Source organism: Gluconobacter sp. P5H9_a (assembly GCF_018812085.1).
Classification (GTDB): domain Bacteria; phylum Pseudomonadota; class Alphaproteobacteria; order Acetobacterales; family Acetobacteraceae; genus Gluconobacter.
Genome location: NZ_JACRVW010000024.1, coordinates 1 through 14,660, shown reverse-complemented (window position 1 = coordinate 14,660; position 14,660 = coordinate 1). Strand labels below are relative to the sequence as shown.

Annotated in this window: 12 protein-coding genes; 8 read left to right on the top strand and 4 right to left on the bottom strand. The window is 58.7% G+C overall.

Features of this window, described 5'->3' with window-relative positions:
• From KP708_RS16060 to KP708_RS14750, 3 genes are all read left to right on the top strand, one after another.
• Positions 1-157, top strand: a 157-nt coding sequence (locus KP708_RS16060; RefSeq protein ID WP_215757211.1) for an alpha-hydroxy-acid oxidizing protein, incomplete at its 5' end; no start/stop codon positions are given.
• A 60-nt stretch (positions 158-217) separates the two neighbouring features.
• Positions 218-1,702, top strand: a complete 1,485-nt coding sequence (locus KP708_RS14755) for an aldehyde dehydrogenase (RefSeq protein WP_215751294.1) — start codon at positions 218-220, stop codon at positions 1,700-1,702.
• Positions 1,703-1,741: 39 nt separating this feature from the next.
• Complete coding sequence (locus KP708_RS14750; protein WP_215751295.1) at positions 1,742-2,683, top strand: glyoxylate/hydroxypyruvate reductase A; 942 nt, start codon at positions 1,742-1,744, stop codon at positions 2,681-2,683.
• 12 nt (positions 2,684-2,695) lie between these two features.
• Here KP708_RS14750 and KP708_RS14745 read toward each other — a convergent pair whose 3' ends face one another.
• On the bottom strand, positions 2,696-4,069 hold the full coding sequence (locus tag KP708_RS14745; RefSeq protein ID WP_215751296.1) for an aminotransferase class III-fold pyridoxal phosphate-dependent enzyme: 1,374 nt from the start codon (positions 4,067-4,069) through the stop codon (positions 2,696-2,698).
• Between the two features lie 35 nt (positions 4,070-4,104).
• Here KP708_RS14745 and KP708_RS14740 point away from each other — a divergent pair, with 35 nt between their 5' ends.
• Positions 4,105-4,959 carry a helix-turn-helix transcriptional regulator gene (locus tag KP708_RS14740; protein WP_215751297.1) on the top strand — a complete coding sequence of 285 codons (855 nt, stop codon included), beginning with the start codon at positions 4,105-4,107 and terminating at the stop codon, positions 4,957-4,959.
• An 8-nt stretch (positions 4,960-4,967) separates the two neighbouring features.
• Here the strand turns inward: KP708_RS14740 and KP708_RS14735 are convergent, their stop codons facing one another.
• Positions 4,968-5,975, bottom strand: coding sequence for a 2OG-Fe(II) oxygenase (locus KP708_RS14735; protein WP_215751298.1), 1,008 nt, complete (start codon positions 5,973-5,975; stop codon positions 4,968-4,970).
• A 448-nt stretch (positions 5,976-6,423) separates the two neighbouring features.
• On the opposite strand from KP708_RS14735, the gene KP708_RS14730 reads away from it, so the two are divergent.
• From KP708_RS14730 to KP708_RS14720, 3 genes are all read left to right on the top strand, one after another.
• On the top strand, positions 6,424-8,814 hold the full coding sequence (locus KP708_RS14730) for a TonB-dependent receptor (RefSeq protein WP_215751299.1): 2,391 nt from the start codon (positions 6,424-6,426) through the stop codon (positions 8,812-8,814).
• A 47-nt stretch (positions 8,815-8,861) separates the two neighbouring features.
• Complete coding sequence (gene hutU / locus KP708_RS14725; RefSeq protein ID WP_215751300.1) at positions 8,862-10,556, top strand: urocanate hydratase; 1,695 nt, start codon at positions 8,862-8,864, stop codon at positions 10,554-10,556.
• A 67-nt stretch (positions 10,557-10,623) separates the two neighbouring features.
• Positions 10,624-11,826 carry a hypothetical protein gene (locus KP708_RS14720; protein WP_215751301.1) on the top strand — a complete coding sequence of 401 codons (1,203 nt, stop codon included), beginning with the start codon at positions 10,624-10,626 and terminating at the stop codon, positions 11,824-11,826.
• Here the strand turns inward: KP708_RS14720 and hutH are convergent.
• A complete protein-coding gene (hutH, locus tag KP708_RS14715; protein ID WP_215757210.1) occupies positions 11,765-13,273 on the bottom strand; it encodes a histidine ammonia-lyase in 1,509 nt (502 codons plus the stop codon). The genes KP708_RS14720 and hutH overlap by 62 nt on opposite strands.
• 93 nt (positions 13,274-13,366) lie before the next feature.
• Positions 13,367-14,152: a histidine utilization repressor gene (gene hutC / locus KP708_RS14710; protein ID WP_252347581.1), complete on the bottom strand. Its 786-nt coding sequence runs from the start codon at positions 14,150-14,152 to the stop codon at positions 13,367-13,369.
• A 64-nt stretch (positions 14,153-14,216) separates the two neighbouring features.
• Here hutC and KP708_RS14705 point away from each other — a divergent pair.
• A partial coding sequence (locus KP708_RS14705) for a HutD family protein (protein ID WP_215757209.1) occupies positions 14,217-14,660 on the top strand: 444 nt, incomplete at its 3' end.

Here is a 14,660-nt window from a genome sequence, read left to right as displayed (position 1 = left end):
TCCTTGGGCCTGGGCGCTGGCCGCGGGCGGTGAGGCCTCCGTGGAGAAAGCCATCCGCGCGCTGTCTCAGGAAGTGGTGGATATTCTGGGGCTGGCCGGTCTTGAAGACATCGCCGCCCTGCGCCGGCGCGGGCCGCAGGCTCTGTGGAAATTATAGTCCGACATGTCGGGGCCTGAGGGGCCGCAGGATGTCTGAAGACGGAAGAGAGCAGACCGGATGACGAAAAATACCGAGTTTTACACGAAGCGTGCTGCCGAACTGTCGTTGCGCAATGACTGCTGGATTGACGGGCGGTTTGTTCCGGCTCTTTCGGGGCAGCGGTTCGAGACCGTCAATCCGGCCACGGGTGCTGTTCTGGCGGAGATGGCGCGGGGCGATGCCGGGGACATTGACCGGGCCGTTGTCAGCGGGAGGGCCGCCTTTGGAAGTGGGGTCTGGTCTGGCCTGACACCGGCGGAGCGCAAGGCCATTCTGCTGCGCTGGGCACAGCTTGTGCGGGATAATCTTGAAGAACTGGCCATTCTGGACACGCTGGATGTGGGCAAGCCGATTTCCGATACGCTCACGATTGATGTGCCGGGGGCTGCGGCCATTCTGCAATGGCATGCCGAGGCCATCGACAAGCTGTATGACGAGATTGCGCCGACGGGCGGGCGGGATCTTGCGATGGTGCGCCGGGTGCCGCTCGGGGTTGTGGGTGTGGTGGTGCCGTGGAATTTTCCGCTGGATCTGGCGATCTGGAAAATTGCACCGGCTCTGGCCGTGGGCAACTCGGTTGTTCTCAAGCCTGCCGAGCAGTCTCCGTTGTCCGCGCTGCGCCTTGCGGAGCTTGGGTCCGAAGCCGGTCTGCCAGCGGGTGTGCTGAATGTCGTGACGGGTTTCGGGCATGAAGCGGGGCGCGCTCTGGGGCTGCATCCGGATGTGGACTGTCTGGCCTTTACCGGTTCAACGGAGATCGGAAAGCTCTTTCAGGGCTATGCCGGTGAGAGCAACATGAAGCAGGTCTGGCCGGAGACGGGCGGGAAGAGTCCGTGCCTGGTGTTTCCCGATGCCGATCTGGAGGCGGCTGCGGACAAGGCGGCCTGGGGGATTTTCTTCAATCAGGGGCAGGTCTGTTCGGCGAATTCGCGTCTGCTGGTGCATGAAACGATTGCACAGGACATGATCGGGCGGCTGAAGGCCAGGGCCGAGGCTCTTGTGCCCGGTAATCCGCTGGACCCGTCCACGCGGCTGGGTCCGATGGCGACGGTGGAGCATGCGGACCGTGTTGCCGGGTTCATTGAAGCCGGACGTCAGAGCGGCACGCTTGTGACGGGGGGCGGGCAACTGACCCATGGGGCATCGCGGGCCTATATCCAGCCGACGGTTTTTGCGGATGTTGCGTCGGACGCCACGATTGTGCGCGAGGAGATTTTCGGGCCTGTTCTGGTTATCCAGACGTTCCGGGATGAGGATGAGGCGGTGGCTCTGGCCAATGATACGCCTTACGGTCTGGCGGCGTCCGTCTGGACCCGGGACATTACGCGGGCTTTGAGCGTTTCGGACAGGCTGAATGCGGGAACGGTGTCGGTCAATACCGTTGATGCGCTGTCTCCGATGACACCGTTTGGGGGCATGAAGCAGTCCGGTTTCGGACGTGATCTTTCACTTCACAGTTTCGATAAATATTCCGCTATGAAGACGGTCTGGATCAAATACTGATCCGCTCGGGCGCGTGTTGGGGTTTTGCGGAGAAATCTGATGGTAACGCTTGCAATCAGTGCAGAAGGGCCGGGCGTCTGGGAGGACTGGCGGAATGCTTTCCGTGAGGTGGCGCCCGGTATCCGGACGGTGTCGTGGTTTGATCCGGCGTTTGATCCGTCCAAAGCCGATTATGCGCTGGTCTGGGACCCGGCTCTTGGAGAAATGGCGAAAATGCAGCATATGCGCGCCATTTTCTGTAGTGGGGCGGGAGTGAACCACCTGGTGGGTCGGAAAGATTTTCCGAAGGATGTCATGTTGGTCCGTATGGGGGGAGACCAGACGGCGGTTCTGATGGCGGATTATGTGCTGTGGGCGATCGTTTCGCTGCTGCGTGATGCGCGGACCTGGGCCTTGCAGCAGGAGAAGAAAATCTGGCGTCGCAATCTTGAATATCGCACGAGTGCGGAGACCACGATCGGTATTCTGGGATATGGCAATTTGGGGTCGGCTGTGGCGCAACGCCTGTCAAAAGCCGGGTTTCAGGTTTCGGCCTGGTGTCGTCGGGTGCGACCGGTTGAGGATATTCCGCTGTATTTCGGAGAGGCCGGCAAGGTCGATTTTCTGGGAAAGACGGATATTTTGGTCAATCTTCTGCCCAGTACGCCGCAGACGCGCGGTCTGATTGATGCGGAGTTTCTGTCCCATCTGAAGCCGGGGGGCAGTCTGATCAATGTGGGGCGTGGCGAGCAGGTGGTGGCGGAAGACCTGATTTCGGCGCTCGACAGCGGGCGGATGCTGGGGGCTGTGCTGGATGTTTTTGCGCAGGAACCACTGCCGCAGGACGCTGTTTTCTGGGAGCATCCGAAAGTTTTCGTGACCCCCCATGTTGCGGCGGAGGCGTCCTGCAAAATGCAGGCGGCTTATGTCGCCGGGGCTATCGGGGAGATCGAGGCGGGGAAGACCCCCGCCCTGACCTATCACCCTGACTGGGGATATTGAGAACGCTTACCTTCAGTCTTTTGGAAGATCGTGCATGACCTCCGTGATGCTTTCGCGGAGGATGTCTCCAATTCTGGCGATCTGCTCTTCCGATAGGATCAGTGGGGGGGACAGGATCAGGATATGTCCCAGCGGGCGGGCGACGAGGCCTTTTTCCTGAGCCTTGCGCGCGACCAGCATGCCAATGTTGAGCTTAGCATCGAAGAGGGTTTTGCTGGTCCTGTCGCTGACGAATTCTATGCCCATCATAAAATGGCTGCCGCGGACTTCGCCGACGATGTCGAGATCTTCCAGCGCACGCAATGTGTTTTCAAACAGCTTGCCGGTGACGCGTACCCGTTCCGGGATCTGTTCGGCTTCCATTAGGGCGATATTTGCCAGACCGGCGGCGGCGGCGGCCGGATGGCCGGCATAGGTCATGCCGTGGGCGAAGACGCCGTCCGGGCCGGACACCACATCGTAGATTTCGTCGGTCATGATCGTGGCGGCGAGTGGCTGATAGCCGGAGGTGACGCCTTTTGCGATGGTGATCATCTCCGGCTGGGTATCGAAAACCGCTTCGGAGGCGAAGAAATGTCCGAGACGTCCGAACGCCGTGACGACTTCATCGGCTACAAACTTGATATCGTATTCCCGACAGACGTCCTGAACGCGTCGGTGGTATCCTTTGGGCGGAACGATGACGCCGCCAGCGCCCATGATGGGTTCGCCAATGAAACAGGCGATGTTCTCAGGGCCGAGGTGTTCGATTTCATGGCGCAGGTCGGCGATGAGCAGATCCGCGAAGTCCGCCTCAGTCATCCCGTCGCCTTCGCGCCAGTAATGCGGTTTTTTTAGGTGATGGACGATCCCTTCGGCTTTTGACCAGCCTTTGGAATAGGCGGGGGTGGTCATTGCGATGGAGAGATAGGTCGAGCCGTGATACGCGCCGTGGCGGCTCAGGACGAGTTTCTTTTCGGGTTTTCCCAGACGCTCGTAATAATGATGCAAGATGCGCACGGCGCCGTCATTGGCATCCGATCCCGAAGTGGAGAAATGGACGTGATTCAGGTTTCCAGGCGCCAGTTGCGCCAGTTTTTTTGCCAGTGCGGCGGCTGTGGGGTGGGTGAAGGTGTAGAAGGTGGAATAAAAATCCAGCGTTGAGAGCTGGTTGGAGATGGCGTCAATGATCTCGGGGCGTCCGTGACCCACGTTGACGCACCACAAACCGCCAATGCCATCAATCAGTTCCTGACCGTTACTGTCACGAACCATGACGCCCTTTGCCGCAACGATTGCGGTGCGGGCATGGGGTTTCTTTAGACTGTCAAGATCCGCCCAGGACTGGACGAGATGGGTATCTGCCGCGAGAATGTCTTCGCTGGTGTAGGGTAGTGCAGACGGCATGTTCAGGTCCTCCATCTAGCAGGGTGCAGCTGCTGATGTGTGATGGTAGGCTCTGTGTGGATGGGACGTATATTGCCCTGAAGGGGTATAGCCGGATGTTTTGTCAGCAGGAACAGCAGCTTGGGGCGGTGATTTCAGCGCTGATGACTCCTGCGTTCGAGCAGTATCTTGTGGCGTGGCTCGAGAGTTGTGTCCCGATCGATAATCTGACGATCCTTTCCTATAGGAGGGATGGTCGGCCGAAGTGTCTGTTGACGCACTCAAAAGAAAAAAATGTCCATGCCCGCTTTGACAGTGCGTATTGCACGGGGATCTATCTGCTTGATCCGTTTTTTGTTGTGGACAGGGCCTGGGCGCCTTCGGGGCTATATCGTCTTAAGGATGTTGTTCCCGATCATTTCGCTGCGTCGGACTATTACCTGAAATATTATCGGGATACGCATATTCTGGACGAGATGACGTATCTGGTCCGGATATCGGCGGATGTTTCCATTCATATCTGTCTCGGGCGCGATACGAGTTCGGGAGAGATATTTGTTGCGGCGGAGTGGGAAAAGGCTCTGGCTATTCAGCCTGTTGTAGCGGCGCTGGCGGGGAGACACTGGTCAGGGCTTGAAGCTGCGCCGACCGCACATGCGCAGGATACCATGACGGAGTTTCGCGAGCAGTGTGAAAAGACGTATGGCATCGTGCTGACGGCGCGGCAGTCACAGACGGCTTTGCTGATTTTGCGGGGACATTCTTCACGTTCGATTGCAAGGCTCATGGGAGTGAGCGTGCAGACGGTGAAAGTGTTTCGTAAACAGATCCATACGCGCTGTGCCATCTCCTCGCAGGCGGAGCTTTTTGCGATGATGATGCCTGTTCTGGTCAGGCTGGGCGAGCAATAACGCTCCGGTTAGTAGACGAAGGGTAGGCAGGCGTATCTCCGGCCGGATGTGACGGGTTGGACTGCATGCAGGAGCGCGCAGGAAAATATGACGGCTCCGCCAGCATTGGGGCGGAAGGTCTGTGGGCCGAATTCGGGGAAAATCAGTTCTCCGCCGGCGTAGTCGTCATTGAGGGTGAGGGAGACGGCGAACTGGCGGTGGGCGGAACTGGGGACGGTATTGTCCCGATGCGCGTCGAAAAAGCCTTTATCCATGGCGTCGTAGGAACTGATGAGCATTCTGTCCATCTGGGTAGCCGTGAAGCGGAAAGCCCGGAAAATCTCGGGGACGACGCGGCGGATGATACGGTTTTGCAGCTCCGTGACGATGCCCCGATCGCGCAGGGACGTGTCCCGCCTGCGTTTGAAATCCGGGGCGACGGTGCGGACCGGATGTCCTGCGGCATTGGAGGTCAGGATGGGAGAGGGCTGGGGATTGTGGGTGTCGTGATACCGGATCAGGTCCTGGCAGAAGGTCGGTTCCAAAACGTGGTCCAGCATGAGAACCGGGACAGGCATGCTGCGCTGCGGGGCGGTGGCTTTCTGGAGTAACGTCGCGAAAAGCGTTTCTTCCAGACCGGGACGGTGGAGTTGCGTGTGGACGACATGCATCATCGGGTCGAGTTCTATCCAGCCCGGTGGCGTGTTTTCAGCAATTCCGAACGTCCGGTGGCAGATACGATCGATATCGTAAAGGAAACAAACCGATCTGAGATCGGACCGGTTTTTTAGAATGGTCGTGTCAACCCTGTCGAGGGTGACGCCTAGAAACAGGCAGTCCCTGCGATTCAAGACCTCCGGATATCGGGAGAGGTGCTGGAGGACGCTTTTGACCTCGGGGTCAGTTGATGAGGAAAAGAAAAACAGCAGGATTCTGCGTCCGCCCATCATGTCAAAGGACAGGGCCCCGGAACTGGTGCTGGCTTTCTGTACGAAGGGCGGGATGGGGTCGCCGGTTTCAGCCGTGGTCCAGGACATGCGTGCTCTCGGGAAGGGGCAGATGTGGCGAGCATGCCCAAGAGGGGCTCTCATCGCAAGGAGAACTTGCATATACAACTTCACAAGGGAGAAAGAGTAAGTCGTTGCGAATCTTGTGAAAGGGCGTTCGTCTTGGAATTTTCTGTAAAAAAATATGAATTTATTCAATGGAATAAAGGGGTTTGTTCCGCGAGCCTCATGAAGGGCGAGCCTGAGGGTGTGTCGTTGATGGCCGGTGGGAAGGTTTTCGGGTTGGGATGTGGAACGGGCCGGGAAAATTTTTCGAAGGGGGAAAGATATTTTCTAAGTTATTGTTATATTGTAATTATTTTTATGATTCACTAGAAATTTTAGACATGTCTTTGTCATGTTGGTGCAAATGATAGGTTGCATATGCAACCAGACATGACATTGTGATTTCGATACGAAATGATTCCGAGCAGGTACCATGCCAATCGTAAAACGCCGTCGTGCTTGTGTAGCCCTTTCCACCATGACGTTTCTGGCGTCGACCTCTCTGGCTGGAGCCGCAACGACAACACATACGCGTTCGCGGTTGCAAGCGCATGCCGCCGGGGCGCCGGGGCAGCGGAAGTCTCATTCTGTCAGCGCGCGGGGGCCGGAGGTTATTTCCGTGCATGCAGCGGGAGAAAACGGGGCCTATGGCAAGGTCCGGCATATTGCGGGCGGGGGGCTGATGGCCGTTCAGACCGGTGGCGACATGCGCAGTACCGTGACTTCGGAATATATCAACAAGCAAGCGTCGACGACGACGGCCTATCAGGCTGTTTCGCTGGCTCCGGGTGCCAATCTTTCCCAGAGTGATCCTTACGGTTTTGCGGCCAATTCGATGCTGAGCGTGCGCGGGTTGGGGGGCAACGAAATCGGGCAGGTCTGGGAAGGCATGCCGGTCAACGATATCGAGACCTATAACGGCTATCCGACATACTGGGCGGATGGTGAAGATATTGATTCCGTCAGTCTGACCCAGGGGTCTTCGTCCATCACGGCGCCTGTGGTCAATGCTTCGGGCGGCCAGGTTACAACGCTGATGCGCGATCCGTCCCACAAGATGGGCGGACTGGTCGATTACAGTTACGGCACGCTGAACCTTCAACGGTTCTTCGGACGTTTTGATACCGGGGATATCGGGAATACGGGTCTTTCGGCCTATGTGTCGTTTTCCAACGGAACGGCCAAAAATTCCCTCGGACCGGGGCGGCAGATGCGCCGGCATATCGACTTCGGCTTCAAGAAGGAATTTGCAAACGGCGACCGGATGAAGCTGGTCGGGTCGTATGTTGACATGAACTACATGTACAATCCGAACCCAACGCTTGCCGACTGGCAGACTTCGGGGCGGAGTTATGCATGGAACGGGACATTTACGCCCGGAAGCTCGGATTACTGGCGGCAGAACCGCTGGAAATGGGAGCAGATCATGATGAGTCTCCCTTCCGACTTTACGCTTCCGGGCAAGGTGAAGCTCAATGTCACGCCGTATTTCCTGTATGCGATGCAGAATTCACCGGCATCTTCTACGTTGTCGTCTGATGGAAAATATTATGGGACACAGCCTGTTTCCGTAAATATTCCGGACGCCCAGGCCTCGGGCGGGAGCGTGCGAAGCGATTACGTGGGCGCGCAGTCTGTCGGCGGGTTCAACGCGTCGATTTCGCGCCAGTTCGGTGTTCAGAAAGTGACATTGGGATACTGGTATCAGTACAGCGTTGATGATCTTTCGATGCCGTTTTCGTCGGTTGATTCGATCGGCAATGCGGCTTCGGCCTGGAGCCTGCAGAATGTGACCATGGGAAATGGTCAGCCATATCTTGCGGAGAAGGAACACACCGTTACGCAGACGAATGCGCTTTATCTGCAGGACGAAATTTCGCTTCTTAACGACCGCCTGAAGATTGTGGGTGGCATCAAGACGCTGATGATGAGCAAGGCGGGAACTAATGGTCTGCCTGGTACGCAGTATCATGTGGGCGCCAATAATTTTCAGCCGCTGCCGCGTGTCTCGGCCACGTACAAGATTGATTCCCACAGTCAGGTCTTCATCAATGCGAGCACCAATACACTGATGCCGATTGATGACACCCTGTACAATTCCTATTCCGGCGGGGCGGTTTCAACGCAGGGTAATCCGGCGATCAAGCCTGAATATTCGATCTCTGAAGAGCTGGGCTACCGGTATCAGGGCAAAATCGTTCATGCCAGCCTGGCGCTGTTCAACTACAACTTCACCAACCGTCAGGTTTCCAGCCTTCGCTATGTCAATAACGTCCCCGTCTATTCGACGATCAACGGTGGCGGACAGACGTCCCGCGGTGTGGATTTCGAAGCCGGGCTGATGCCGTTTTATGGCTTCTCCCCGTATGTTTCCGTCGAATATCTGCATGCGACCATCGATAACAATATTCAGGTCGGAAACGACTATCTGCCGACGGCGGGGAAAACGGCAGTTCGCAGTCCGTCGTTTCAGGGATCTTTCGGTCTTGTCTATGATTACAAGAATTTCTTCGGAACGTTCTCGTTCAAATACACCGGGTCTCAGTATTCGACCTTCATGAACGATGAAAAAATGCCCGCTCACAAGACGTTCAACCTGTCTCTGGGGTATCGTCTGCCGAGCGTCGGTTTTGTCAAACATCCGGAAATCCGGGTCGCGTTTATCAATCTGACGGATGAGAAAGTCCTGTCCGGGATTGCGTCGCCACAGCTGAATGGCCAGGCCACCCGTGGCATTTACGGGACATCCATTGATGGAAGTTCTCCCGGATATTACATCGCGCCGCGATTTACGACTGCGATGACCGTGGCGGCTGGCTTCTAAACTTTTCCAAACCTCTTTCTGTTCCTGTGAAAATGGAGACCTTACTCATGGTCAACTCTCCTTCCGTTTCTTCCCGCCTGTCGAATGATCGTGTGATCCGTGCCGACCATGGCTCCGAAATCACTGCGAAATCATGGCAGACTGAAGCGGCCATGCGGATGCTGATGAACAACCTCGATCCGGAGGTGGCGGAGAAGCCGTCGGAGCTTGTGGTTTATGGCGGGATTGGAAGGGCTGCGCGGAACTGGGACTGCTATGACCGGATCGTGGAAGCCCTGCGGGAGCTGGGGGACGAGGAGACGCTGATCGTTCAGTCCGGCAAGCCGGTTGGTGTGTTCCGGACGCATGCCAATGCGCCACGTGTTCTGATTGCGAATTCCAATCTCGTACCGCACTGGGCGACTTGGGAGAAATTCAACGAGCTCGATCGAGCGGGGCTGATGATGTACGGCCAGATGACGGCCGGATCCTGGATCTATATCGGAAGTCAGGGGATTGTTCAGGGGACGTATGAGACGTTCGTTGAGATGGGGCGCCAGTATTACGGTGGCGACCTCAAAGGCCGCTGGATTCTGACGGGTGGTCTGGGGGGGATGAGCGGTGCGCAGCCGCTGGCCGCCGTGATGGCGGGGGCGTCCATGCTGGCGGTGGAATGTGAGCCGTCGCGCATTCAGAAGCGTCTGGAGACGGGTTATTTGGACCGTCAGGTGCAGGATCTGGATGAGGCGTTGCAGATCATTCATGAGGCCTGCGCCAAGGGTGAGGCGGTTTCCGTGGGTCTTCTGGGCAATGCGGCTGAAGTCTTTCCGGAGCTGGTGCGGCGAGGCATCCGTCCGGATGGTGTGACGGATCAGACATCCGCGCATGATCCGCTGAATGGATATCTTCCGGCCGGGTGGTCGCTGGAGAAGGCCGAGAAGCTGCGGATTACGGACCCCGCGGCGGTTGAGAAAGCTGCGCGGGAGTCCATGCGGCTTCAGGTCGAGGCAATGGTGGCGTTTCATCGGATGGGGGTGCCTACCTTCGATTACGGCAACAACATCCGCCAGATGGCGCTGGAAGAAGGGCTGGAAGATGCCTTCGCGTTTCCGGGATTTGTGCCGGCCTATATCCGTCCTCTGTTCTGCCGGGGGATCGGTCCGTTCCGCTGGGCGGCGCTGTCGGGCGATCCGGAGGACATCTACAAGACGGATGCGAAGGTCAAGGAACTGCTGCCGGATGACAAGCATCTGCACAACTGGCTGGATATGGCGCGGGAGAAAATCCAGTTCCAGGGTCTGCCATCCCGGATCTGCTGGGTGGGTCTCGGGGACCGTCACCGGCTGGGGTTGGCGTTCAATGAGATGGTGGCCAACGGAGAGCTGAAGGCTCCGATCGTAATCGGGCGCGATCATCTGGACAGTGGTTCGGTGGCTAGCCCCAATCGCGAAACGGAGGCGATGCGTGACGGGTCGGATGCTGTTTCCGACTGGCCTTTGCTGAATGCGCTGCTCAATACTGCTTCGGGCGCGACCTGGGTGTCGCTGCACCATGGCGGCGGTGTCGGTATGGGATTTTCCCAGCATTCGGGCATGGTCATTGTCGCAGATGGGACGGAAGATGCCGCGGCTCGTCTGGGACGTGTGCTGTGGAACGATCCGGCTACAGGCGTGATGCGTCATGCCGATGCTGGCTATGACATTGCTGTTTCCTGTGCGCATGAAAACGGCTTGAACCTGCCCATGATTACGACCAAGAAATAAGGTTTCGGAGGCGCATCTTTTCGGGGATGCGCCTTTTTTTGCTTCTGACAGGATAAATGCGATCATCATGACAGGAATACAGGCTGTCCGTTATCTTCCGGGGCGGCAGCTTCTGCTTCTGGCGCTGGGGCTCAGCATCTGCTCCGGCTGTGCGTATCTGGGCTCGTCCGTCATGCCCTTTCAGATTGATGCGCTGATGTCGGGGCTGCATCAGTCCGCCAGTCGGGCGGGGATGTTCGGCTTTTTCGAAATCATGGCCTTTGCGGTTTTCATGATGGTGCTGTCTCGTCTGAAAGGGCGGGTTTCGGTTGTCATGACAGCTTTTCTGGGCGCGGGGCTTGTGGTTCTGTCGTCCTTGCTGACGGCGACGGGTCTGTCTTCTTCGGCATGGACGTGGGGCTGTGCGCTTCTGTTTGGCTTGGGCGAGGCGCTGCTGGGGCGGTCCTATGTCTGTGCGGCGTCGGCGAGTGAAAACCCTGATCGGATGTATGCCATTTCCAATGGTGGAGGGCTGATCGTTCTGGTGGCGGTGATCGACGCCATCCCTTACGCCACGCGCAGTTTTGGCGAACTGGGGGTTTTTGTCGGGATCGCGGTCATTGTTGCGGTGATTGCGCCCTTTATGGCGACGCTGCGCCATGCGCCGCCATTGCCGGTCCGGCAGAGTACGGAAAAGATGCGTCTGACGCGTGGCGGGGTGGCGCTGCTGTTTATCTGGGTGGGGTCGTCTCTGGGATCGAGCATGGCGTGGTCCTTTGCCGAACGGGTCGGACGGGCCATTCATCTGTCAGCAGATTATATCGTTTTTCTCTCGACGGTGGGTATCGTTTCCAGCGTTCTGGTCAGCTTCATTGTCGGCGCGCTGGCGCAGCGGCTGCGGCGGGAGATCATTCTGCCGCTGACGCTGGTGGGAACGGGCGTGGGCGGGTTGCTGGCGTGTTGCGCGTGGGATTCCTGGAGCTATACGGCGGGCGTCATCATCTACTGGAACTGTTCCATGCTGTCTTATGCGTGGCTGCTGGGAAGTGCGGCTGCGCTGGATCATACAGGCAGGGTCGGGACGTTCTGCGGCGGCATGGACCGTATGGGATATGCCCTGGGGGCACCACTTGGGGGGCTGATTGTTGATCATGCCTCTTTCACGATGCTTGGCATTGCCGGGTGTGTGGCCTGTGTTGTCAGCCTTCCGTTCGGGTTACCTGTTCTCCTCAGGGAGATCCGGGCGTGCGGCACGGAGGGTCGGCCTGCATCAGGGCTTCAAGTCGGGTGATATCGTCCGCCAGCGGGTGGTCTTCCTCGTAAAGGGGAAGGATGGCCCGTACGCTGTTGTAAAGCTCCAGCGTTCGGGGGGCGATTTTTCCGGTGAGGCCGGCGAGGTCCACGGCCTGACAGAGGGCCAGAAGTTCGATCGCGAGAATGGATCGCGTATTGGCGACAACGTCCCGTGCCTTGAGAGCCGCTGGTGTGGCGTGGACGAGAATGTCTTCCTGAAGACCTGAGGTAATGCCGCCATCCAGACTGGCGGGGAGGGCGTTGCGGCGGTTGGCGCTGACAAGCGAGGCCGCCGKGTATTGCGCGATCATGAAGCCGCTTCCCGTGCCGGAATCGCTCGACAGGAACGCCGGGAACGGGCTGAGCAGGGGGTTGACCATGCGGTCCAGCCGGCGTTCGGAGACGGCGCCCAGAGAGGCCAGCGCGATGGCGGCTTCGTCCATGACGCGGGCGATACTGGCGCCGACGGCGTGGGCTTCGGAAAAAGCGCTGATGCCTGTTTCGTCCTCAATGATGGCGGGGTTGTCGGACAGGCTTTGCAGTTCCTGTGTGACGGCGTGATGGATGCCGGTCAGCGCGTCATGGACCGATCCATGAATATGGGGAATGGCGCGCAGGCTCAAGGCGTCCTGTGTGCGTTGGCCTCGGGCGTCCGCGAGGCGGGCGGAATCTGCCAGATTCTGGTTGAGGGTTTGTGAGACGGCGCGATGGCCGGGTGGGATGCGGAGGTTTGCCGAGCGTGGATCGAAGGCGCGCTGTTGTCCGCCAAGGACGTCAAAGGTCGCGGCGGCGATCCGATCTGCCCAGTGGAGACAGGKGGCGGCTTCTTCCGTGACTAGGCTGGCAATTCCGGTGGCACAGGAGAGGCCGTTGACCAGGCACAGCCCTTCCTTGGCTTCAAGAACGAGCAGGGTGAAACCGAGCCGTTCCAGCACCTCGGCGGCGGGCTGTTCCGTGCCATTGGTCCGGAGCGTTCCGTGACCGATCAGGGTCAGGGAAATATGGGCCATGTGTGTGAGATATCCGACCGATCCGTCTCTTGGCACGATCGGCAGGCAATCGTGGTTGAGGAGGGCGACGAGGCGATCGACGATCTCCGCGCGCAGGCCGGAATAGCCCAGGCAGTACTGGTTGACGGCGCAGGCCATGATGGCGCGAGTTGCTTCGGCACTGAGGGGGGGGCCGAGCCCCGTGGCATGGCTGAAGAGGATCTTGCGGGAGAGAGTGGACTGTTTTTCGGGCGTGATGCGCGTGTCCGACAGGCCGCCCACGCCCGTATTGAGGCCGTAAGCGGCGGACTCGCTCTCGACCAGAACACGCAGGCGCCGGTTGGCGTCCTCAAGCCGCTGCCGCGCCGCCTGCGACAGCCGGACCGTTTTTCTGTTCCGGGCGATGTCGCAGATGTCCTGCGGAGAGAAAGGCTGATCGAGCAGGAGTTCGGTCACGGCGGGTCTCTTGGTTGTCTATACAAGAGAGAACTCTAGAGGCGCCGTGTCAGGGGCGTCAATCCGCCAGGCGTTGTTTTCAGGGTGTTGTCTTTAGGGGCGGTAGCGACCGCCGAAGCTGTAGCGGTTGCCGGAATAGGTGAAGATGCCCTTCATGACGACGCGGCCGTCGACCCAAGTGCGGCGCATCAGTTGCAGGCAGGCTTCCGGTTCGTCGAGTTGCAGAAGGGTGCAGATCTCCTGCGGCGGCGTGACGGCGAAGACCACATGTTCGATCTCTTCCGGTCCGGCGATTCCGTAGAGATGGCGGTGGGGATTGATGCGGGTGAAATCCTGTTCCAGATAATCCGGGGCGAAATGCGGAGAGACGTAGCGCTCTTCAAGCTGAAGGGGCACATCGTCTTCGTAATGGACGATCAGGGAGCGGAACAGGCGTGTGCCGGGGCGCTGTTCGAACGCCGTGGCCAGATCGCTGTCGGCCCGCACCGTCTCCACGGCGATGACTTCGGCGCGGTGCTGGTGGCCGCTGGCGACGATGTCGTCGATGATATCGCGGATTTCCAGAAGTTCGACGCGTTTGGCGGGCTGGGCCACGAAAGTGCCGACTCCCTGTGCGCGGCGGACGATCCCTTCGGCTGTCAGTTCCCGCAGCGCCCGGTGGATCGTCATGCGGGAAATGCCAAGTTGTTCAACGAATTCATGTTCGGAGGGGAGGCGGTGGCCGACTTTCCATTCCCCGCAGTCAATCCGTTCGATGATGAAGGCTTTCACCTGCTCGTAACGTGCGATGGTCTTCGTCTTGTCCAGGATCTGCGACACGGCGCCCGCTGCCTTTTCTTCTTTTGAGGACTGGTCTGCCCTCTGTGGGCGGGAGAGCATTTCTGATCCTGCCGGGTTGTTGTACTTACATATGAGACACACCCCTAAGCAGGCGTATGACCATATGAAGCCGGATCCGGAAAATGACAATCTTTTCCCGCTGTCCCGTGGGCCGCAGCCGGTTGAAAACCTTGTCGCGCAGGCATGGAAAAACGGTGGCGGCCTGACGCGGATCATTGTCTCTGGCGAAGAGTGGCGTCTGAGCGTTGCGGAGATTACGCAGGATGGCGCTTTCTCGAGGTTTCCGGGGATTTCGAGGCAGATTGCGCTGCTGACAGGGCAGGGTGTGCGGCTTTGTCTTTCGGACGGGACGGAGCGCGAGGTCGTCCGGGTCGGGGATATTCTGACGTTTTCCGGCGATCTGGATGTCGAGGCCGTTCTGGTGGACGGGCCGGTTCAGGTGGTGAACCTGATGCATCCCGCGGGCTGCCCGCGTCGGATGGAAGCGGTTCGGGCCGGGGATGCGTCGGGTTTTGAAGTGTCTGCGGGGCGTGCGGTGGTCATTGCG